We start from the raw sequence: 18,123 nt of genomic DNA on the forward strand, positions 1-18,123 counted from the left end.
AGCGGTTTCGAAGGTGGTGACCGCCGGCGTGGGGCAGAATCATCGCTCGTGACGGAACTGGCCGTGGACCTGGAGCTGGCGCGCACCGGGGACGACTCGGCGTTCACCCGGCTGGTCGAGCCGCTGCGGCGGGAGCTGCACGCGCACTGCTACCGGATGCTGGGGTCGGTGCACGACGCCGACGACGCGTTGCAGGAGGCGTTGCTGCGGGCGTGGCGGGGGCTGCCGGGCTTCGAGGGGCGCGCTTCGCTGCGGTCCTGGCTCTACACCGTGGCGACGCGCACCTGCCTGGACGCGGTGGAGCGGCGGGGCAGGCGGGCGCTGCCGATGGATCTCGGGCCGTCCAGCGATCACGTGGTCACCGGGGACGCGCCGCGCACGGACGTCGCGTGGCTCGGCCCGTACCCCACGGGTCCGGACACGCGCGCCGAACAGCGGGAGGCGGTCGAGCTGGCGTTCGTGGCCGCGTTGCAGCACCTGCCGGGCAACCAGCGGGCGGCACTGGTGTTGTTCGAGGTACTGGGGTTCTCGGCGGCCGAGATCGCGTCGATGATGAACACCTCCGCCGCCTCGGTGAACTCGGCGCTGCAACGGGCGCGGCGGATCATGCCGGCGCGGGAACCGGTGCCGGACGACGCCCGGGTGCGGGCGCTGGCGTCGGACTACGCCGGCGCGCTGGAGCGGGGCGACGCGGACGCGCTGGTGGCGCTGCTGACCGAAGACGTGACGTGGTCGATGCCGCCGATGCCGCACTGGTACCACGGGATCGACGCGGTGATGTCCTTCGCGCGCCGGTATCCCCTCGCGTCCTGCGGCTCCTGGCGGCACCGGATCGTCTCCGCGAACGGCCTGCCCGCGGTGGCCTCGTACCTGAGCCGGGAGGCTGCGTTCGAGAGCTGGTCGATCAACGTGCTGACCCCGCGGGACGGCCGGATCGCGGAGGTCACCTCGTTCGTGGCGCGGGAGCACTTCGCGGCGTTCGGCCTGCCGGACGAAGTGGACTGACCGCGCGGTCCTGAGTGGACCGGTTTACCGGAGATCACGCCTGGGTAAACCGAAGATCCTCCGGTTGACGAGTCAGCGGAGGAGGTGATGCACCGTGGACCACATGGTGCATCGGCCGGATCGGTTCACCAGTGTCGTGGACGGGCCGTCGGAACTGGCGGCGCTGCGGCGGCGAGTGCGGTTCATGCTCGCCGGCGTCGGCGAACACCACGTCGTCGACGCGCTGCTGGCGACCGACGAGATCGCCAGCATCGCCTGGCTGTCCACGCGCCAGCCGTTCACGGTGCGGCTGGGCTGGGCGGGCGCGGACACCATCCGGGTCGACGTGACGATCGCCGCCGAGCCACCCGCTCGCGGTGACCTCGGCACGTCGGCGGACGTCCTCGACGGCATCGCCGCTCGGTGGGGCATGACCCCGCGCCGCGGCGGCACGATGCTGTGGGCGGACGTTCCGGTCGCCGCCCCGGTCGCGCCGGACGGACCGGCGCTGGACGCGGTGCACGTGACGGAACCGGCCTGAGTGGTCGCCGGTGGTCCGGCTCCGGGCCACCGGCGGCTGCGGATAGAGTGTGCGGGCTCGAGCAGACCGTCGATGGAGGATCCGTGCCGCAGGCCTTCGCCACCCGCTGGACGCGCGAGGGGAGCGAAGTGATCGTCACCATCGTCGGCGAGGTCGACCTCACCACCGCGCCCCGCGTCCGCGAAGCAGTGAAGGACGCCCGCGACAGCGTCGGTCCGGTGCCGCTCACCACGGTCATCCTCGACCTGTCCGAGGTCGAGCACCTGGACTCCCTCGGCCTGGCCGTCCTGGTCGAGACGGCCGCCGAATGCCACTCCGCCGAGCAGGCGCTGGCGCTGATCTGCCCGACGCCGGTCGTCACGCGGCCGCTGGAGATGACCGGCCTGAACGGCATCCTGACGATCACCGCCTCACTGGACGAGGCACGCGACGCGGCCCGGCGGTACCTGGAGCACTAGGCACTGGTGGTGGACCCGGGCCGCACGATCATCAGCACCGTGACCGTGGCCCACAGGATGTTGAAGATCCCGGTGTACATCGCCAGCCGGGCCGGGGCCCGCGGTGGGAGTTCCGCCTGCTCGGCTACGCCGTCGAGGATGCCCTGCTGGCGCGGCAGCACCACCAGCACCAGCACGGCCGCCGCGATCGCGGTGAGCACGATGGACACGACCACCCACGCGTCGCCCGTCACGCCCAGGCTGCCGGCCGTCGCGAAGCCGAAGACCGGGATCGCGATGCCGACGGCGGCGTAGACCCGGCAGATGCGGTGCAGGGTGCGCAGGACCGCGAGGTCGTGGTCGGTGCCGGCGACGGCGCGGCGGGTCGCGGCGGGGAACATGCTGGCCGCGACCGTGACCGGGCCGATCGCGACGAGCGCCGCGAGCACGTGGAGGGAGAGCAGAACCTTCGTCACGGGCAGCGACGGTAACGGCCGCCGCCGATCTCCGGAACTGGCGCGATGGCCAACTTCCACCGGATTCTCGCCAGCGGGCCGACCAGGGCGGTCCTGGCGGAGCCGGGTGGCGAGGGCCTACGGTGTCGCCATGCACACCGTCGCCGTGCTGGCGCTGGACGGCGTGGTCCCGTTCGACCTGGCCACCCCGATCGAGGCGTTCACCCGCACCCGGTTGCCGGACGGCCGCCCGGCCTACCGGGTGCGGGTCTGCGCCCCGGGCCCGACGATCGACGCGGGCACGTTCACGCTGCAGGCCCAGTGGGGCCTCGACGCGCTCGCCGACGCCGACACCATCATCCTGCCCGGCTGCGCGAACCCGGCGGTGCCGGTGCCGGAGGACGTGCTGGACGCACTGCGCAAGGCGGCCGCGGACGGGACGCGCATCGCGTCGATCTGCGCCGGCGCGTTCGTCCTGGCCGCGACCGGGCTGCTCGACGGGCTGCGCGCGACCACGCACTGGGTCGCCGCGGACCTGCTCGCGCGGCGGCACCCGGAGGTCGAGGTCGACCCGGACGTGCTGTACGTGGACAACGGCCAGTTCCTCACCTCGGCCGGCGCGGCGGCGGGGCTGGACCTGTGCCTGCACCTCATCCGGCGCGACCACGGCTCCGCGGTGGCCGCCGACGCCGCGCGGCTGTCGGTGATGCCGCTGGAGCGGGAGGGCGGCCAGGCGCAGTTCATCGTGCACGACCAGCCGCCCGCGCCGCGGGGTTCGCTGCTGGAGCCGGTGCTGCGGTGGATGACCGACCACCTGGACCGGGACCTGACGCTGGCCGATGTGGCGGCCCGGGCCGGCATGAGCACGCGGTCGCTGAACCGCCACTTCCGCGAACAGACCGGGACGACGCCGCTGCAGTGGCTGCACCGCGAACGGATCCGGCAGGCGCAGTACCTGCTGGAGACGACGCGGCACCCGGTGGACCGCATCGCGGGCCAGGTGGGGTTCGGCTCACCGACCGCGTTCCGGGAACGGTTCCGGCGGGTGGTCGGCACGAGCCCGAACGCCTACCGGGCGGCGTTCCAGAAGCGGGACTGACGCTCGCCTCAGCCGCGCAGGGACTCGTAGGGCTTCATCGCCGGGTAATAGTCGGTGAACTCCGGGCGTGGCGCGCCGGTGCGGGCGGCCACCAGCAGGTCCAGGTAGTACTCCCAGCCCGGCCCGATCTCGCCGATGCCCTCGAAGAGAGCGATCCCCACCCCGCCATGCGCGGGACGGGGCCGTTCCGTCCAGTCCTGGTACTGTCCGCTCATGACGCCCCGGACCCGTCGCGCGCCGAGCGGCGCCGCCGTGCTGCGTGTCGAACTCACCGACGCCATCGTCGAGGTCGTGATCGACGAGCTGGCCGAGAAGGGCTACGCGCGCACCTCGATGGACGGTGTCGCCAAGCGGGCGGAGGCCGGGAAGAGCTCCCTGTACCGCCGGTGGTCCTCGAAGCAGGACATGGTGGCCGACGCGGTGTCCCAGCTGAGCGTTCCGCTGGTCGACATCCCGGACAGCGGCTCGCTGCGCGGCGACGTCGAGCGCGCGTTCGAGATGGTCGTCAAGTGGCTCAGCGACGAACGCCTGGGCCGGATCCTGCCCGACCTCACCGCCGAGGCCAAGCGCAACCCGGCGCTGGCCAAGGCGCTGTCCGAGCACCTGGAGAACCCGCGCCGCGCCAAGGCGGAACCGGTGCTGGACCGCGCGATCGCCCGCGGCGAGCTGCCGCCGGACGTGGACCGCGAGCTGGCGCTCGACATGTTCGCCGCCCCGATCTACTGGCGCTACACCGTCCGCCGCACCGAGATCACACCCGAGTTCCTGGCGACGCTGGTCGACTCGACGCTGGCGTTCCTCGGCGCGCGCCCGGCGCAGAAGTAGTCACCGCAGCACCCGGAACGTGCTGCGGTGGAACACCACCGGCTCCGCGCCGGGGAAATCGGTCAGCGCCGTGATGCCGAGCAGCGCGATGACGTGGTCCCCGGCATCGACCTCGCCCGTCAGCCGGCATTCGATCTGCAGCGCACTGTCCTCGACCAGCACCGCGCTGCCGCGAGCCACCCACGGCACACCGGCGAACCGGTCGCCCTCCGGCATCGCGAGGCTGCGGCAGATCGCGCCCTGCCCGGCCGACAGCACACTGACTCCCAGGGACGGCGCCCGGCGCAACTGCCGCCAGGTCCGCGAAGCCTTCCGCACGCACACCGACACCAGCGGCGGCTCCAGCGACACGGCGGTGAACGTGCTCGCGGCCATGCCCACCGGCTCGCCGCCGACCAACGCGCACACCGCGGCCACACCGCTCGGGAACTGGCCGAACGCCGCGCGCAGCGTCGTCCCGTCGATCACGTCCGCGCTCCTTCCCGCTCGGACGACCAGGCGTCGCGGAGGAACTCGATCGCCGGGTGGACCACCTCGGGGCTGCTGAACACCGCGGTCGCGTGATCGGCCCCGGGCACCACCTCCAAAGTGGACTGCCCGCCCGCGGCGAGCACGGCTTCGTGCAGCCGTCTGCTCTGCCCCAGCCCGCACCGGTGGTCGGCGTCGCCGTGGCTGATCCGGAACGGCGGCACCCGCGACGCCGCCGCCACCGCGCGCGACACCGCCGCCCCGGCCACCACGTCCGGCCGCGACGCCAGGGGAAACCCGAAGAACTGCGACCCGACATCCACCATGGTCCGCAGACCGGCCCGTGTGGGCTCGAAGGCGTCCTCGACGATCGTCGAGAAGTCCGTGACCGGGTAGTGCAGCACCACCGCGGACAGCCGCGCGGACACCGCGGGGTGGTCGCCGACCGGCCGTCCGATCCGGCCGGTGAGCGCGGCCAGCGCCATCAGGTAACCACCGGCGGAGCTGCCCCACCCGGCGATGCGCGTGGGGTCCAGCCGGTACCGGTGGGCGTGCACGCGCACCCACCGGATCGCGGCGAGCACGTCCTCGACGGGCTCCGGGTAGCGCGCCTCGCCGGCGAGCCGGTAGTCCAGCGAAGCCACCGCGATCCCGTGCCGCAGCAGGGCCGCCCACGGGCCCATTTCCTTGACTCCGCCGAGGAAACTGCCGCCGTGCGCGTAGACCACGACCGGCACCGGACCGGCCGTTTCGAGCGGGACGTGCAGGTCCAGCGTCAGCGGGCGCCAGCCGACCGGGATCGCGTACCTGACGCCGAGGTACGACTCGGCCCCGTCGAGCACCCGGACCGGCCGGACCGTCCGCAAGCGAGGGTCAGCGAGGTGGTGCGAGGCCGGTCGCGTGAACGGGACCTCGGACGGATGTGGGAGCGTCATGCCTTCCGCACCCCCGGCAGGTAGCGGCCGGCGTCCGGGATCTCACCGGTCAGCTCGGCGGCGCCGACGAACGCGTTCTTGGCGTCGATGCTGTCGTGGCTGGCGAACGTGCGCGCGTTGCGCCAGAACCGGTCCAGCCGGTACTTGTTGGCGGTGCTGCGCGCGCCGGTGAGGTCGTGCACGCGGGCGGTCACGTCCAGCGCCGCGGTGGTGCAGGCGACCTTGACCTTGAAGAACTCGGTCATCAGCGCGCGCAGGTCGGTCGTCGCGCCGGCGTTCGCCAGCTTCCGGCAGGTGTCCAGCAGATAGGCGCGGCCCGCGGCGAGTTTCGCGGCCATCTCGCCGATCTGCCGGTGCATCAACGGATCCGCCATCGCGGAGGGGAACATCGGCATGCTCGCCCGGTTCAGCCCGCGCAGGTACTCCAGCATCGCCGCATACGCACCTTCCCCGATTCCCTGCAGCAGCAACGCGTGTCCCGGCAGGACGAGGTCCACGAACACGACCTCCGACTCCGGCGCCGCGTAGTGCCAGCCGTCGGGCACGAACACCTCGGCGTAGGTGATGGTCTGGCTGATCGTGCCGCGCTGGCCCATGTTGTCCCAGTCGCCGTGCGCCTCCACGCCGGGCGCGTCGAGCCGGATCAGCGCGTGGTGCCGGGAGGTCGCGCCGTCCGGCTCGGTGATGCGGAAGCTGACGTTGGCCAGGTCGCGTCCGCCGCCGCCGCTGTTGGTGTTGAACGTCTTCACGCCGTTGACGACCACGCCGCCGTCGACCCGGCGTCCGGTGACCGGGCCGGTGCCGCCGGTTTCGGCGTTGGAGGCGACGATGCGCCGCCCCTGGAAGATCAGCTCGTCGGCGATCGCCTGCTTGGTGGAGGCGGGCAGCGGCGCGGACATCACCTCGCGGGCCTGCAGGGCGGTGGTCGCCCAGCACTGGCCGGTCGAGCCGTCGCCGGCGGTCACCTCCAGCGCCGCCTCGACCACCCGGTCCCAGCCGGCGAAGGTGCCGCCCGTCCACAGGCCGCCGAACTCGACGGGGACGTTCGCGCGCTGCAGACCGGCCTCGCCGAGCAAGCGCATCGCCTCGGTGGGATCGACGCCGAGCGCGTCCACCGCCACGCCCAGCTCGGCGATGCGCGGCCGCAGCGCCTTGGCGCGGGCGACGATCTCGTCGTAGCTCGCGGGGGCCGACGGCCAGGCGGGGATTTCACGGTTTTGCGTGGTCACGGACATGAACATCGTCCTCCCGGGAGTTTTCGATGAATGGACGATACGGTGTCGTCCCGTCCAAAGTAACTCGCCCGGAGCGGGCCAACAAGAGTCTGGACAGCCGGGGAACATCCGGCGTACGCTGCTTGGACGCGACGATACCGTATCGACCATTCGCGAGCGCTGTTCCGTGGCGTGGTGGGGGGACCGCCATTCACCCCGGATGTCCAGGAGTGCTCATGAACCCAGACGGAAACCACCAGTTGCGACCGAACGCGGTGGGCATCTTCGACATGATCCTCATGGTGATCGCGGTGACCGCGCCGCTCACCGCGGTCGCCTCTAACCTCTCGCTGAGCCTCGCGTTCGGCGCCGGCGTCGGCACGGTCGGCGTGCTCGTCCTGGTGCTGGTGATCCTGCTGGTGTTCTCCGCCGGTTACGTGGCCCTGAGCCGCCAGGTGGTCAACGCCGGCGCCTACTTCGCCTACATCGGGTTCGGCCTGGGGCGGCGGATGGGCGGGGCGTCGGCACTCGTGGCGACGCTGGCCTACAACCTCGCGGCGGCCGGGATGTCGGTGGCCGTCGGGTACTTCGGGCACCTCGGGCTGTCGGCCTACCTCGGCGTGGACGTGCCGTGGTGGGTGATCGCGCTGGTGGCCACCGGTGCCACCTGGGTGGTCGGCTACTTCGGCGTGACGATCGCGGGGAAGGTGAACGTCTTCGTCGCCGTCACCGAGTTCGCGATGCTGCTGGCGTTCGCGATCGCCGTGGTGGCGCGGCGGCCCGGCGGGTTCTCGGCCGGCGTGTTCGCGCCGGGCGCCGTGTTCGGCGGCAACTTCGGCCTCGCCGTGGTGTTCTGCATCCTGTCCTTCGCCGGGTACGAGGCGGCCGCGATCTACGGCGAGGAGGCCCGGTCGGCGCGGCGGAACGTCGGCCGGGCCACGTATTCCGCGCTGATCGTGCTGGCCGTGACGTTCGTCTTCGTCATGTGGGCGATCGCGGCGGCGTTCCCGGACGCGGTCGCGGTGGCGCAGGCCGATCCCGGTGCACTGCTGGTCGCCGCGATCACCGCCTACCTCGGCTCGTGGGCCGGGCCGGTGCTGAGCCTGATGATCACGTTCAGCTTCTTCGCGGCGGCGCTGTCCTTCCACGCGATCGCGTCGCGGTACATGTTCTCCCTGGCGCGCGACGGTTTCCTGCCGCGCGGGCTGAGCCGGGTGCACCCGCGGTGGCGGACACCGGTGCCGGCGGGGACCGTGCAGCTGGTGGTGTGCGTGCTGGTGGTCGTGCCGTTCGCGGTGGCGGGCGCCGATCCGATCGTGACCTTCTTCCCCGCGGTCTCCGGGATCACCGCGCTGGCGATCATCTACCTGATGGCCGCGTGCTCGGCGAGCATCGTCACCGCTGCCGCGCGCGGGCGGATCACCGGTCCGGTGTGGACGGTGCGGGTGGCGCCGTCGATCGCGTGCGTGGCACTGGTGAGCTGCGGGGTGGTCATCGTCGCGCACTACCCGGAGATCACCGGTAGTGATTCGCCCGTCATCAGCGCGCTGCCGCTGTCCCTCGTCGTCGCCGCGGTCTACGGCTGGTTCGCGGCGCGGACCCGGACCGTCACCGAGCAACCGGCCCTGGCCTGAAAGGAAGTCCCATGAGCTACACCCCGAATCCCGGCGACACGCTGGTGTTCGAGAACGACCGCGTGCGGGTGTGGTCGATGACCCTGCCGCCGCGCGGGATGTACGACTGGCACCAGCACCACCACGACCACCTGATCATCTGGCCGGACCCGGGCCGCGCGGAGGCGCAGCGCCTCGGCGAGGAGGAGTGGCCGGTGCGGCAGACGGCGGAGGCCGGGTACGTGGCGTTCAAGACCGTCGGCAGTGGCGGGCCCCTGACGCCGCACCGGATCCGCAACCTGGAGGACCACGCGGTGACGCACTACATTGTGGAGCTGATCAGCGAGCCGTCACCGAGCCCGGTGGAACTGCCGTCGGAGACGAACGACCGCGGGTCGGCGGTGGACGTGCGTACCGGCGAGCCGTTCTAGGAGGGTCACGTGCGAGTCGCCCTGCGCCCGGCGACGGAGGGCGACCGCGAGTTCTGCTTCCGGCTGCACGAAGCCGCGATGGGCGCCTACGTCGCGGCCGTGTGGGGCTGGGACGAGCGGGAGCAGCGCGCGTACCACGACCGCGGTTTCGCTCCGGGCCGGTGGCGGATCGTCACCGTGGACGGTGCTGACGCGGGGATGCTCAGCGTGGAGCACCGCCCCGGCTCGCTGTACCTGGGGCGGATCGAACTGCTGCCGGAGTTCCAGGGCCGCGGCATCGGGAGCCTGCTGATCACGGACCTGATCGCCGACGCGGACCGGCACGAGGTCGCGGTGGAGCTGGACGTGCTGGCCGTCAACACGCGGGCCCGCGCGCTGTACCGGAGGCTGGGTTTCCGCGAGGTGCGCCGGCACGGTGACGGCGATCGCAAGATCACCATGAGGTACCACGGAACGCGGACGGGAACCCGCTGATCTGGCGAACCCCTGATCCCGGCGAGCGGGGGGGGAGACCGGTGGTGACCCGCGGGGCCCCGACCGTGGCACGCGGTGGCGCGCAGGGCACGGTGGCAGGCACAGCACGCGCGGGTTGGGGCGCGGTGGCCCGAGCCGAGGGCCTGTGCAGCCCACATGGCTCGCGGTGGTGGCGCGGCGCGCGCAGCTCCCGGTGGCGGCACGGCACCACAGCTCGCGCCGACGGCACGGCACGCACAGCCCCCGATGGCAGCACGGCACGCACAGCCGCCTCGACGGCGTGGCCGATTCGCGCCCGCAGCGCCGCCACGCGCCGCCACGGCCCGCCCGCCGTGCAGCGCTGGTTGCGGCAGCGCAGCACAGCCGGCCCGCGCGGAAGCCCTAACCCGCCACCGGCTCCAGCACCTTCGCGCCCGTCTTCTCCCGCAGCTCCTCCTCCGTCACGCCCGGCGCGAGCCGCACCAGGCGGAGGCCCTCCGGGGTCACGTCCAGCACCGCCAGGTCCGTGATGATGCGGTCCACCACCCCCGCGCCGGTCAGCGGCAGCGTGCACGTCTCGACGATCTTGGGGCTGCCGTCCTTCGCCACGTGGTCGGTGATCACGATGATCCGCTTGGTGCCCGCGACCAGGTCCATCGCGCCGCCCATGCCCTTCACCAGCGCGCCGGGCACGGTCCAGTTCGCCAGGTCGCCGTTGGCGGCCACCTGCAGGGCGCCGAGGATCGCCAGGTCGATGTGCCCGCCGCGGATCATGGCGAACGACGTCGCCGAGTCGAAGAAACTCGCGCCGGGCTGGACGGTCACCGTCTGCTTGCCTGCGTTGATCAGGTCGGCGTCCTCCTCGCCCTCGAACGGGAACGGGCCCAGACCGAGGATCCCGTTCTCGCTCTGCAGGGTCACCCGCACGCCGTCCGGGATGTGGTTGGCCACCAGCGTGGGGATGCCGATGCCGAGGTTGACGTAGTCCCCGTCGCGCAGTTCCGCCGCCGCCAGCGCGGCCATCTCGTCGCGGCTCCAGCCCATGGTCACGCCTCCGTTCCGGCGAGCGCCCGCGGGCGCACCGTGCGCTTCTCGATCTCCTTCTCCCGCGGCGTGGCGACCACCAGGCGGTCGACGAACACACCGGGGGTGATCACCAGGTCCGGGTCGACGTAGCCGTCGAGCAGGACCTCGGTCTCCACCACCGTCACCCGGCCGCACGTGGCGACGACCGGGTTGAAGTTGCGGGCCGCCATCCGGTACACGAGGTTGCCCTCCCGGTCGGCGGTGTGGGCGTGCACCAGCGCCAGGTCGGCGACGATGCCGCGCTCCTGCACGTAGGTCTCGCCGTCGAACTCGGCGTGCGGCTTGCCCTCGGCGACGGGCGTGCCGACCCCGGTCTTCGTGTAGAACGCCGGGATGCCGGCGCCACCGGCACGCATCCGCTCGGCCAGCGTGCCCTGCGGCGCGAACTCGACCTCGACCGTGCCGTCCAGGTACTGCTGCGCGAACAGCTTGTTCTCCCCGACGTAGGACGCGATCACCTTGCGGACCTGCTTGTTCTCCAGCAGCAGCCCGAGCCCCTTGCCGTCCACGCCCATGTTGTTCGACACGATCGTCAGGTCGCGGACGCCGGAGTCGCGGACGACCTCGATCAGGTCGTAGGGGATCCCGGACAGGCCGAAGCCGCCGACCGCGATCGTCATGCCGTCCCGCAGCGCGCCGGCCATCGCGTCGGCGGCCGCGCCGAACACCTTGGACACGTGAACTCTCCTTCGAGCGTCCGTGGAATGAGCACCTGTCCGCAGTCAAGACGACCTGGGAAAACCCGGTCAAGCAGGCGCACTGGATCTCTCGTCAGATGAACATCCCGGGCGCGGGCGTTCACTGAGTGGACATACCATGGGGACATGCCACCTGCCCATGTGATCGGCCGCGCCGCGATCGTGCTGCGCGCGCTGTCCGCCGCGGGCGAGCCCGGCGCGTCGACGTCGGACGTGTCCCGCCTGACCGGGCTGGCGCGCCCGACGGTCCACCGGCTGCTCGCCGCGCTGGCCGACGAGGGGTTCGTCGACCGCGACCAGCGCAGCGGCCAGTGGTACCTCGGCCCGGAGCTGTACCTGCTGGGCGAGTCGGCGGCCGCGCGTTACGACGTGACGCAGCACGCGCGGGCGAGCGTGCACCGGCTCGCGGCGGCGACCGGGGAGAGCGCGTTCTTCTCCGCCCGCCGCGGCGACGAGACGGTGTGCCTGCTGCGCGAGGACGGTGACTTCCCGATCCGGTCGTTCGTGCTGTACGAGGGCGCGCGGTTCCCGCTCGGGGTGGTCTCGGCCGGGCTGGTCGTGCTGTCGCTGCTGTCCGACCGGGAGATCGACGAGTACCTGGCGCGGGTCGACCTGACGGAGCGGTGGGGCGAGGCGCACGCGCCGGGGCCGCTGCGCGAGCGGATCGCCGAGACGCGGGAGCGCGGGTACGCCGTCAACCCGGGTCTGGTGGTCGAGGGCAGCTGGGGCATGGCGGCGGCGGTGTTCGGCTCGTCCGGGGAGCCGGCGTGGGCGCTGACGCTGACCGGGGTGGAGTCGCGTTTCCGCGAGCCGCGGCGGGCGCAGATGGGCGCGCTGCTGCTCAAGGAGGCCCATGCGCTGACGACGGCACTCCGCGCGGACCGGCAGCGCACCGGGCTCTGAAGGACCGTCAGCGCGCCAGTATCCGGCCCGCCACCAGCAGGTCGTGCGGGTACGTCACCTTGATGTTCTCCACCGCGCCCGGCACCCACCGCACCGGCGTCCGCGAGTACCGCTCCATCACCGAGGCCGTGTCGGTGCCCGCGAAGCCCTCGCGCGCGGCCTGTTCGTAGGCCGCGACGAGCGGGGCGGCGCGGAAGCCCTGCGGCGTCTGCGCGCGGACCAGCGTGCCCGGCGGCCGGGCGCCCTCGTCGGTCACGATGTCGTCCGCCACCACACCGGGCATCGCGCCGCCGTGCTCGCGTGCCGTGCGCAGGACCTCGGTGATCAGGGCGGGCGTGACGAGCGGACGGGCGCCGTCGTGCAGCAGGACCGCGTCGACCGCGCCGGATTCGATGCGCCCGGCCAGGTGCCGCAGGGCGTTCAGCTCGGAGTCCTGCCTGCTCGCGCCGCCGTGCACGATCTCGGCCCGCGCGCCGAGCCCGGACAACGCCTCCTCGGCGAGCGCCCGGTCCTGCGGCCGGATGACGAACACCAGCACGCCGACCCCGGGCGTCCGGGCGAACGCCGCCAGCGACCACGCCACGATCGGCCGGCCCGCCAGCGGCAGGTACACCTTGTTCACGCCGGCACCGACACGCGTCCCGGCCCCGCTGGCCAGCACGACCGCGGCCGCCGTCGGGTTCTGCTCCGCAGCCATGCGCCGATCGTAGGCACCACCGGGTGGTCACGGTGCGCCCGGCAGGTCTCGCCGCTCGAAATCCGCGCGCAGGGCCGCACACCGGGCACGACCCCGCTCATACAGACGGCCGAACACGAACGCATCGGACACCGAATCACCCACCCGCTGCCGCAGGAGCTGCCCCACGCTCACCACCGCACGGTCACGGTGCGCCCGGCAGGTCCCGCCGCTCGAAATCCGCCCGCAGAGCCGCACACCGGGCACGACCCCGCTCATACAGACGCCCGAACACGAACGCATCGGACACCGAATCACCCACCTGTTCCCGCAGGAGTTGTCCCGCGCTCACCAGGTCGTGGTACTCGCCCAGTTCGCGCTGCAGCGACTTCACCGCCCGCCGCCACGGGCGCACCCGCTTGCCCAGTACCGGTCGCGCGGCATCCGCGACGTACCGCGCCGCCTTGGCCTTCTTGCGCACCTCGTGCAGGGCGGCGTCCGGGTCGCGGGCGTCGCGGACCGCCGCCATCGCCGCCGCCAGCCGCCGGTCCGCGCGGCGCAGTGCCTTCCGCAGCTCCCGGCGCCCGGATTCCGCCGAGGTCGTCAGCGGCGGGTCGGCCACCCACTCGTCGAGCGCGCCCAGCAGCCGCGCGTACCGCTCACTGGTCAGCTCCGCGAGCAGCGCCCGCCGCTCCCGTTCCGCGGCTTCGTCCAAACGCGACTCGAGCGTGCGGCGGGCGTGCTCGGTTTCCGGCTCGCGCGGGAACTTCGCCAGCTCGCCCAGCAGGGTCTCCCGCCGGACCTCGCCGTCCCGCGCCGGGGACAGCACCCGCCCGGCCCACTTCAGCTCGTCGGCCAGCGCCTTCACCCGCTCGCGCACGAAGAGCCGCCGGTAGCCGCGCAGCGCGCTGCGCAACCGCCGCAGCGCGACCCGCAGCTGGTGCACCGCGTCGCCGTCCCCGCGCCGGACGCCTTCGTCGTGCCGCCGGACCGCCTCGACCTGCGTGCGCACATAGGCCATCACGGTCTCCCCCGCGTTGCCCGGCGCACCGGCCGCGGCGAGGTCGTCGGCGAGCAGGCGCCGCAGCTTCGACGGCCAGTGCGCGGGCCGCACCCCGTCCGCGACGAGCGCCCGCGTGAGCGTGTCGAGCAGCCCGGGGTCCCCGGTGTCGAGTTCGACCTCGAGTTCACGCCAGCGGTCCAGGTGCGCGTGCTCGCCGGCCCGCTCGCCGTGGACGTGGTCGTCGGTCAGCACGGCCAGCCGCCGCCCGTCGGCGGCGGTCAGGTCGTGGGTGAACCGGTCGACGCGCAGGTGGGCGATCTCGACGAGGTCCGCACCACCGGTCCACTCGCGCGCGGCTTCGGCGAGTTCCGCGGGCAGGTGGTCGCCCGGGGGCAGCTGGGTCTCCTCGCGGGCGCCGTCGGCGGCGGGACGCTTGAGGTGCCAGCCCGCGTCCTCGCCGCCGGTGCGCCTGCGCAGGGTCACGCCCGCCCGCGCCAGGCGGAGGTCGCGCGTGTCGTAGTAGGTGTTGTCCAGCCGGGATTCCCGCGGCGGGGCCTGGTCGGCCACCGGCCCCACGCCGGCCAGCCGGGGCACCGGCCGTCCGTCGTCGAAGTCGAACTTCCGCTCCCGCTCGGTGACCGTTTTCGCGCCCATGTCCGGGAATTCCCCGGCGGTCACCGGCGGAAACCCCGCCTACCGCACGCCGCGGATGGGCAGGATCAGCACCGCGCCCACCGCGGCCGCCGCCGCGCCGAGCAGGAACAGCGCCGGGAAGTTCTGCGGCATCGCCGCGGTGGCGCCGATCGACAGCACCGCCGGGGCCACCGCGGGCACCACCGAGCCGGGCAGGTTGTTCGCGATGTTCATCAGCCCGAGGTCCTTCGCCGGGTTCGCCGGGTCCGGCAGCACCTCCGTCACCAGCGCGATGTCGACCGCGAAGTACACACCCTGCCCGAGCCCGACCACCGCGATCGCGGCCAGGAAGAACGGGAACGAGTCCGCGACGGCCGCCAGCACGAGCCCGGCCGCGAAGATCGCCGCGGACGCGATCACGAACGGCTTGCGCCGGCCGAGCCGGTCGGACGCCTTCGCCGCCACCGGGGCGAAGATCAGCGCCGCCGCGGTCAGCACCAGGGTCGACAGGAACACCGCGCCCGCCACCTCGGCCGGCGGGAAGTGCAGCACGACCATCAGGTAGAACGCCTGGTACGCCTGCACCGCCGCGACCCCGAGGAACAGCAGGAACCGGCTCAGCCACGCCCAGGAGAAGTTCGCGTGCCGCACCGGGTTGAGCCAGAACGTGCCGAGCAGGTCGCGCCACCCGAACGCCGGCCGGTCCGCCTTGTGCAGCCGCGGATCCTTCAGCACCACCGCGAACAGCACGCATCCGGCGACCGCGATGGCCGCGGGCAGCAGGATCATCGCCGGCAGGTTCGGCGACACCAGCTGCGCCACGAACAACCCGATCACCACACCGACCGGCAGGCTCAGCCCGACCACGGCGGACGCCGGTCCTCTTCGGTCCGGCGCGAACTGGTCCGGGATCACCGCGGTGATCGCCACCGTCGCCGAGGTCAGGCCGATCGCGGTGACGATCCCGGCGAGGGTCAGGGTCAGCGTGCTGGTGCCGGCGAGCATGCCGAGCGCGCCGAGCGCGAACAGCGCCGCGGCCAGCAGCAGGTAGGGCCGCCGCCGCCCGAGCCGCCCGGTGGTGCGGTCGGACAGCCGCCCGAACGCCGGGAACGCCACGAGCGCGCACAGGGCGCTGACGCCGGTGACGATCGAGACGGTGGTCGTGGCGCCGACCGGGTCGATCAGCGTCGCCTTGAGCGACAGCGTCAGGACCGCGGGCACCAGCTGGGCCATCACCGCGCCGATCGCCGCGAACCCGAGGAAGAACAGGAAGCTGCGCCCCGGGTTGGTCCAGCTGCGCGGCGTCGTCGTGGTGGTTCCGGGCAGGGAGGACGTACTCATCGTCGGCACCTTTCGCCTCGTTGCGAACTGCGGGAAGGATGACAGCGGCACCGGCGCCGGTTAAGGCGCGCGGTCAACCAATGGAACGGTTTCCGGAACGTCCACATGCGAGGCGAGCAACGCGCCAGTGCCGCCACGAACGCCTCGCCGTGGTGCGCAGGTCGTCGCGGGGTGGATCGGCATCGTCAGCCCTCCCGCCGGGACACGGCGCGGGGCCGCCAGTTCGTGGTCTCGAGCCCGTGGCCGAGCGGGAACACCGGGTCCTCGGTGCCGCCCGGCAGGTCCTCGGGGTGCGCCTCGACCGCGGCCATCGACCGGGGCAGCTCGAACGGCAGCCGGCCCTCCGGGCGGGCGTGACCGAACACGACGTCGAGCACGGCGTCGTCGGTGGCGCCGAAGTCGGCCACCAGCGCGGCGGTGTGCTCGGCGAGTTCGGGGATCACGGCCGGCCGGTCGAGGAACACGTCGACCACCGTCGGGACCGTGGCGGCCAGCTCCAGCAGGTGCGCGCGCTCGTCCTCGGGCAGGTCCAGCCGCCCCTGGTGGAAGAACGCCTCGGGCAACGTCCGGCGCGGCTCGTACGGGGCCGCGATCCGGACCAGGGCGTAGTCGGCCTCCACCGGAGTGTCCACAATGGTCGCGTATGCGGCGGCTGTCCGGGGGTCGACGCCTTCGACGTAGAGCCGGCACCCGGAGGGCAGGGGCAGCACGGAGTCGGTCAGCAGGGTCATCGCGCGCCGCTGCGCCGCCGCACCGGCCGCGGCGAGGTCCTCCCGGCCGACGGTCGTCACGGCGATTTCCTCGTTCACGTAGGGGTTTTCGAACAACCCCAGCCGGAACAGGACGGTCAGCACGCGGCGCACGGACTCGTCGATCCGGGCCTCGCTCACGCGCCCGCTGATCACCAGATCCGCGATCACCTCCGGGCACCACTCGCCGCCGAACTGGTCCACACCCGCGTCGAGCAGCATCAGCGCGCGCTCGGCGCGGTCCAGGTGCTCCGCGCCCCACGCGCGCGCCGGCCACACCGTCCCGCCCGGCAGCACCGAGTCCGTGAGCAGCCCGAAGTCCGTGCAGACGACGCCGTCGTAGCCCTCGTCCCGGCGCAGACGGCCGGCCACCACCTCGCGGTCGAAGGCGAACCCGACCTCGGCGAGACCGGGCACGCCGACCGGGCGCCCGTAGTACGGCATGACGGCGGCGGCCCCGGCGCGCAGGGACGGGCGGAACTGGTCGAGGTGCTGCTCGAACCGCCCGGCCGGGTAGACCTGGTCCGGGCTCGCGGCGAAGTGCGCGTCCTCGCCGCCGGCCTGCGGGCCCGCGCCCGGCCAGTGCTTGACCATGCTCGCCACGGATCCGGGGCCGAGCCGCGGGCCCTGCAGCTCCTCGACGTAGGCCCCGGCGAGGCGGCCGACCAGGTCCGGATCGGCGCCGAACGTGCCGACGGTGCGCGCCCAGCGCGGCTCGGTGGCGAGGTCGGCCATCGGGTGGGTGGCCATGCGGATGCCGACCGCGGTGTACTCGGCCCGGATGGCACGGGCGAAGTCGCGGACCAGTTCCTCGTCACCGATCGCGCCGAACCCGAGCGGTTCCGGCCAGCGCGAGCAGCCACCATCGGCGACCGAGGTGAGCGGGTTGTCGTTGGCCGAGTGGCGCGGATCGGAGGAGATCAGCACGGGGATGCCGAGACGGCTGCGGGCGGCGAGGTCCTGCAGGCGGTTGTGCCAGCGGGCCAGCGGCCCGGCGGCGACCGGGGCCATGAGGGTGAGGCAGCGCAGGTGTTTGTCGCGCACGGATTCGGTGGTCGGGGCGGTGGGCATGATGCCGGCCGACTCCTCGACGAACCCGCCGTCCGGCGTCACGGCGACCGGCGCGTGACACAGCAACCCGGTCTTCTCGGCGAGGGTCATCCGGCCGATGAGGTCGCGCACGCGCTCCTCGACGGGACGGTCCGGATCCTTGTAGGGCACCAGCATGGTGGCGAGCATGACGCCCGCCACCAGCGGCGATCCATCACCGTGCCATTGGTTGGCACACCTCGTCGACGACGACTACCTCGGCGCGGCCCGGTCGAGCACATCCAGCTCGGTGACGAGGGCGTGATAGGCCGCCGGGCTTGCCTGGAGGAGGTCGTCCAGGACACTTGTCCAGTCCTCGCGGCTCAACCGACGAGCGATCTCGCCCTGCGACCGGACGGCCGGAGTCACGAGGTTGAACAGCCCGTAGGGAATCTCCTTGCCAGGTCCCTCGGGCATTTCGAGCAGGATCATCGGTGGCCAAAGCGCCTCGACCTGCTCCATCACCTCCGTCAGGGTACGTAGTCGTCCA

21 protein-coding genes are annotated in these 18,123 nt (G+C 72.9%); 9 read left to right on the forward strand and 12 right to left on the reverse strand.

Translation table 11 applies throughout. The features are described 5' to 3' along the window. The first annotated feature begins 48 nt into the window (after nt 1-48). The 3 genes from L1857_RS29275 to L1857_RS29285 all read left to right on the forward strand — a co-directional run bounded on the left by L1857_RS29275 (nt 49) and on the right by L1857_RS29285 (nt 1,983). Complete coding sequence (locus L1857_RS29275; protein WP_249466916.1) at nt 49-1,005, forward strand: sigma-70 family RNA polymerase sigma factor; 957 nt, start codon at nt 49-51, stop codon at nt 1,003-1,005. A gap of 103 nt (nt 1,006-1,108) precedes the next feature. After that, a complete protein-coding gene (locus tag L1857_RS29280; protein WP_249466919.1) occupies nt 1,109-1,525 on the forward strand; it encodes a hypothetical protein in 417 nt (138 codons plus the stop codon). Nucleotides 1,526-1,608: 83 nt separating this feature from the next. Next, nucleotides 1,609-1,983 carry an STAS domain-containing protein gene (locus tag L1857_RS29285; protein WP_094004182.1) on the forward strand — a complete coding sequence of 125 codons (375 nt, stop codon included), beginning with the start codon at nt 1,609-1,611 and terminating at the stop codon, nt 1,981-1,983. Here the strand turns inward: L1857_RS29285 and L1857_RS29290 are convergent. Continuing rightward, nucleotides 1,980-2,438, reverse strand: coding sequence for a DUF2269 family protein (locus tag L1857_RS29290; RefSeq protein WP_094004181.1), 459 nt, complete (start codon nt 2,436-2,438; stop codon nt 1,980-1,982). The genes L1857_RS29285 and L1857_RS29290 overlap by 4 nt on opposite strands. Nucleotides 2,439-2,568: 130 nt before the next feature. Between L1857_RS29290 and L1857_RS29295 the strand changes: the two genes are divergently transcribed. Next, nucleotides 2,569-3,516, forward strand: coding sequence for a GlxA family transcriptional regulator (locus L1857_RS29295; RefSeq protein WP_249466923.1), 948 nt, complete (start codon nt 2,569-2,571; stop codon nt 3,514-3,516). An 8-nt stretch (nt 3,517-3,524) separates the two neighbouring features. Here L1857_RS29295 and L1857_RS29300 read toward each other — a convergent pair whose 3' ends face one another. Next, on the reverse strand, nt 3,525-3,731 hold the full coding sequence (locus L1857_RS29300; protein ID WP_205413384.1) for an SRPBCC family protein: 207 nt from the start codon (nt 3,729-3,731) through the stop codon (nt 3,525-3,527). Between L1857_RS29300 and L1857_RS29305 the strand changes: the two genes are divergently transcribed. Continuing rightward, nucleotides 3,730-4,341: a TetR/AcrR family transcriptional regulator gene (locus L1857_RS29305; RefSeq protein ID WP_094004179.1), complete on the forward strand. Its 612-nt coding sequence runs from the start codon at nt 3,730-3,732 to the stop codon at nt 4,339-4,341. The two genes, L1857_RS29300 and L1857_RS29305, sit on opposite strands and share 2 nt — an antisense overlap. Here the strand turns inward: L1857_RS29305 and L1857_RS29310 are convergent, their stop codons facing one another. From L1857_RS29310 to L1857_RS29320, 3 genes are read right to left on the reverse strand one after another with little or no spacing between them, the layout of a single operon-like run. After that, complete coding sequence (locus L1857_RS29310) at nt 4,342-4,809, reverse strand: flavin reductase family protein (RefSeq protein WP_094004178.1); 468 nt, start codon at nt 4,807-4,809, stop codon at nt 4,342-4,344. Continuing rightward, nucleotides 4,806-5,744, reverse strand: coding sequence for an alpha/beta hydrolase (locus L1857_RS29315; RefSeq protein WP_094004177.1), 939 nt, complete (start codon nt 5,742-5,744; stop codon nt 4,806-4,808). The genes L1857_RS29310 and L1857_RS29315 overlap by 4 nt, the downstream gene beginning before the upstream one ends. Beyond that, complete coding sequence (locus tag L1857_RS29320; RefSeq protein WP_094004258.1) at nt 5,741-6,979, reverse strand: acyl-CoA dehydrogenase family protein; 1,239 nt, start codon at nt 6,977-6,979, stop codon at nt 5,741-5,743. Before L1857_RS29320 ends, L1857_RS29315 begins: the two co-directional genes overlap by 4 nt. A gap of 215 nt (nt 6,980-7,194) precedes the next feature. Between L1857_RS29320 and L1857_RS29325 the strand changes: the two genes are divergently transcribed. The 3 genes from L1857_RS29325 to L1857_RS29335 are packed head-to-tail and all read left to right on the forward strand — an operon-like array spanning nt 7,195 to nt 9,476. Continuing rightward, entirely contained in the window at nt 7,195-8,592 is a 1,398-nt protein-coding gene (locus tag L1857_RS29325) for an APC family permease (protein WP_116113846.1), read from the forward strand. 11 nt (nt 8,593-8,603) lie between these two features. Continuing rightward, the gene (locus L1857_RS29330) at nt 8,604-9,002 is read left to right on the forward strand and encodes a cupin domain-containing protein (RefSeq protein WP_094004175.1); all 399 of its coding nucleotides are present in this window, start codon (nt 8,604-8,606) and stop codon (nt 9,000-9,002) included. 9 nt (nt 9,003-9,011) lie between these two features. Further along, nucleotides 9,012-9,476 carry a GNAT family N-acetyltransferase gene (locus tag L1857_RS29335; RefSeq protein ID WP_240323389.1) on the forward strand — a complete coding sequence of 155 codons (465 nt, stop codon included), beginning with the start codon at nt 9,012-9,014 and terminating at the stop codon, nt 9,474-9,476. 381 nt (nt 9,477-9,857) lie between these two features. Here L1857_RS29335 and L1857_RS29340 read toward each other — a convergent pair whose 3' ends face one another. After that, nucleotides 9,858-10,499 (reverse strand): CoA transferase subunit B, encoded by a 642-nt coding sequence (locus L1857_RS29340; RefSeq protein WP_037323002.1) that lies wholly within the window; start codon nt 10,497-10,499, stop codon nt 9,858-9,860. Nucleotides 10,500-10,501: 2 nt separating this feature from the next. After that, nucleotides 10,502-11,218 carry a CoA transferase subunit A gene (locus L1857_RS29345; RefSeq protein WP_094004162.1) on the reverse strand — a complete coding sequence of 239 codons (717 nt, stop codon included), beginning with the start codon at nt 11,216-11,218 and terminating at the stop codon, nt 10,502-10,504. A gap of 147 nt (nt 11,219-11,365) precedes the next feature. Here L1857_RS29345 and L1857_RS29350 point away from each other — a divergent pair, with 147 nt between their 5' ends. Next, on the forward strand, nt 11,366-12,142 hold the full coding sequence (locus tag L1857_RS29350; protein WP_094004161.1) for an IclR family transcriptional regulator: 777 nt from the start codon (nt 11,366-11,368) through the stop codon (nt 12,140-12,142). Between the two features lie 7 nt (nt 12,143-12,149). On the opposite strand, the gene L1857_RS29355 is transcribed toward L1857_RS29350, so the two are convergent. From L1857_RS29355 to L1857_RS29375, 5 genes are all read right to left on the reverse strand, one after another. After that, the gene (locus L1857_RS29355; RefSeq protein WP_094004160.1) at nt 12,150-12,839 is read right to left on the reverse strand and encodes an IspD/TarI family cytidylyltransferase; all 690 of its coding nucleotides are present in this window, start codon (nt 12,837-12,839) and stop codon (nt 12,150-12,152) included. Between the two features lie 184 nt (nt 12,840-13,023). Then, complete coding sequence (locus L1857_RS29360; RefSeq protein WP_249466926.1) at nt 13,024-14,499, reverse strand: CYTH and CHAD domain-containing protein; 1,476 nt, start codon at nt 14,497-14,499, stop codon at nt 13,024-13,026. A gap of 15 nt (nt 14,500-14,514) precedes the next feature. Beyond that, nucleotides 14,515-15,795 carry an MFS transporter gene (locus tag L1857_RS29365; protein ID WP_116113841.1) on the reverse strand — a complete coding sequence of 427 codons (1,281 nt, stop codon included), beginning with the start codon at nt 15,793-15,795 and terminating at the stop codon, nt 14,515-14,517. A gap of 185 nt (nt 15,796-15,980) precedes the next feature. Continuing rightward, nucleotides 15,981-17,795, reverse strand: coding sequence for a glycoside hydrolase family 3 protein (locus L1857_RS29370; RefSeq protein WP_240323387.1), 1,815 nt, complete (start codon nt 17,793-17,795; stop codon nt 15,981-15,983). A gap of 51 nt (nt 17,796-17,846) precedes the next feature. Then, nucleotides 17,847-18,098, reverse strand: a complete 252-nt coding sequence (locus L1857_RS29375; RefSeq protein WP_162831218.1) for a hypothetical protein — start codon at nt 18,096-18,098, stop codon at nt 17,847-17,849. Between the last annotated feature and the right edge of the window lie 25 nt (nt 18,099-18,123).

The sequence above is a fragment of the Amycolatopsis thermalba genome, from assembly GCF_023376025.1.
Taxonomy (GTDB): domain Bacteria; phylum Actinomycetota; class Actinomycetes; order Mycobacteriales; family Pseudonocardiaceae; genus Amycolatopsis_E; species Amycolatopsis_E thermalba.

What these genes read in the sequence shown, in the direction of transcription:
- L1857_RS29300 (WP_205413384.1), bottom strand. Translation starts at nt 3,731, where the DNA reads ATGAGCGGACAGTACCAGGACTGGACGGAACGGCCCCGTCCCGCGCAT.
- L1857_RS29330 (WP_094004175.1), top strand. Translation starts at nt 8,604, where the DNA reads ATGAGCTACACCCCGAATCCCGGCGACACGCTGGTGTTCGAGAACGAC.
- L1857_RS29350 (WP_094004161.1), top strand. Translation starts at nt 11,366, where the DNA reads ATGCCACCTGCCCATGTGATCGGCCGCGCCGCGATCGTGCTGCGCGCG.
- L1857_RS29295 (WP_249466923.1), top strand. Translation starts at nt 2,569, where the DNA reads ATGCACACCGTCGCCGTGCTGGCGCTGGACGGCGTGGTCCCGTTCGAC.
- L1857_RS29325 (WP_116113846.1), top strand. Translation starts at nt 7,195, where the DNA reads ATGAACCCAGACGGAAACCACCAGTTGCGACCGAACGCGGTGGGCATC.
- L1857_RS29305 (WP_094004179.1), top strand. Translation starts at nt 3,730, where the DNA reads ATGACGCCCCGGACCCGTCGCGCGCCGAGCGGCGCCGCCGTGCTGCGT.
- L1857_RS29280 (WP_249466919.1), top strand. Translation starts at nt 1,109, where the DNA reads ATGGTGCATCGGCCGGATCGGTTCACCAGTGTCGTGGACGGGCCGTCG.
- L1857_RS29315 (WP_094004177.1), bottom strand. Translation starts at nt 5,744, where the DNA reads ATGACGCTCCCACATCCGTCCGAGGTCCCGTTCACGCGACCGGCCTCG.
- L1857_RS29340 (WP_037323002.1), bottom strand. Translation starts at nt 10,499, where the DNA reads ATGGGCTGGAGCCGCGACGAGATGGCCGCGCTGGCGGCGGCGGAACTG.
- L1857_RS29355 (WP_094004160.1), bottom strand. Translation starts at nt 12,839, where the DNA reads ATGGCTGCGGAGCAGAACCCGACGGCGGCCGCGGTCGTGCTGGCCAGC.
- L1857_RS29365 (WP_116113841.1), bottom strand. Translation starts at nt 15,795, where the DNA reads ATGAGTACGTCCTCCCTGCCCGGAACCACCACGACGACGCCGCGCAGC.
- L1857_RS29320 (WP_094004258.1), bottom strand. Translation starts at nt 6,979, where the DNA reads ATGTCCGTGACCACGCAAAACCGTGAAATCCCCGCCTGGCCGTCGGCC.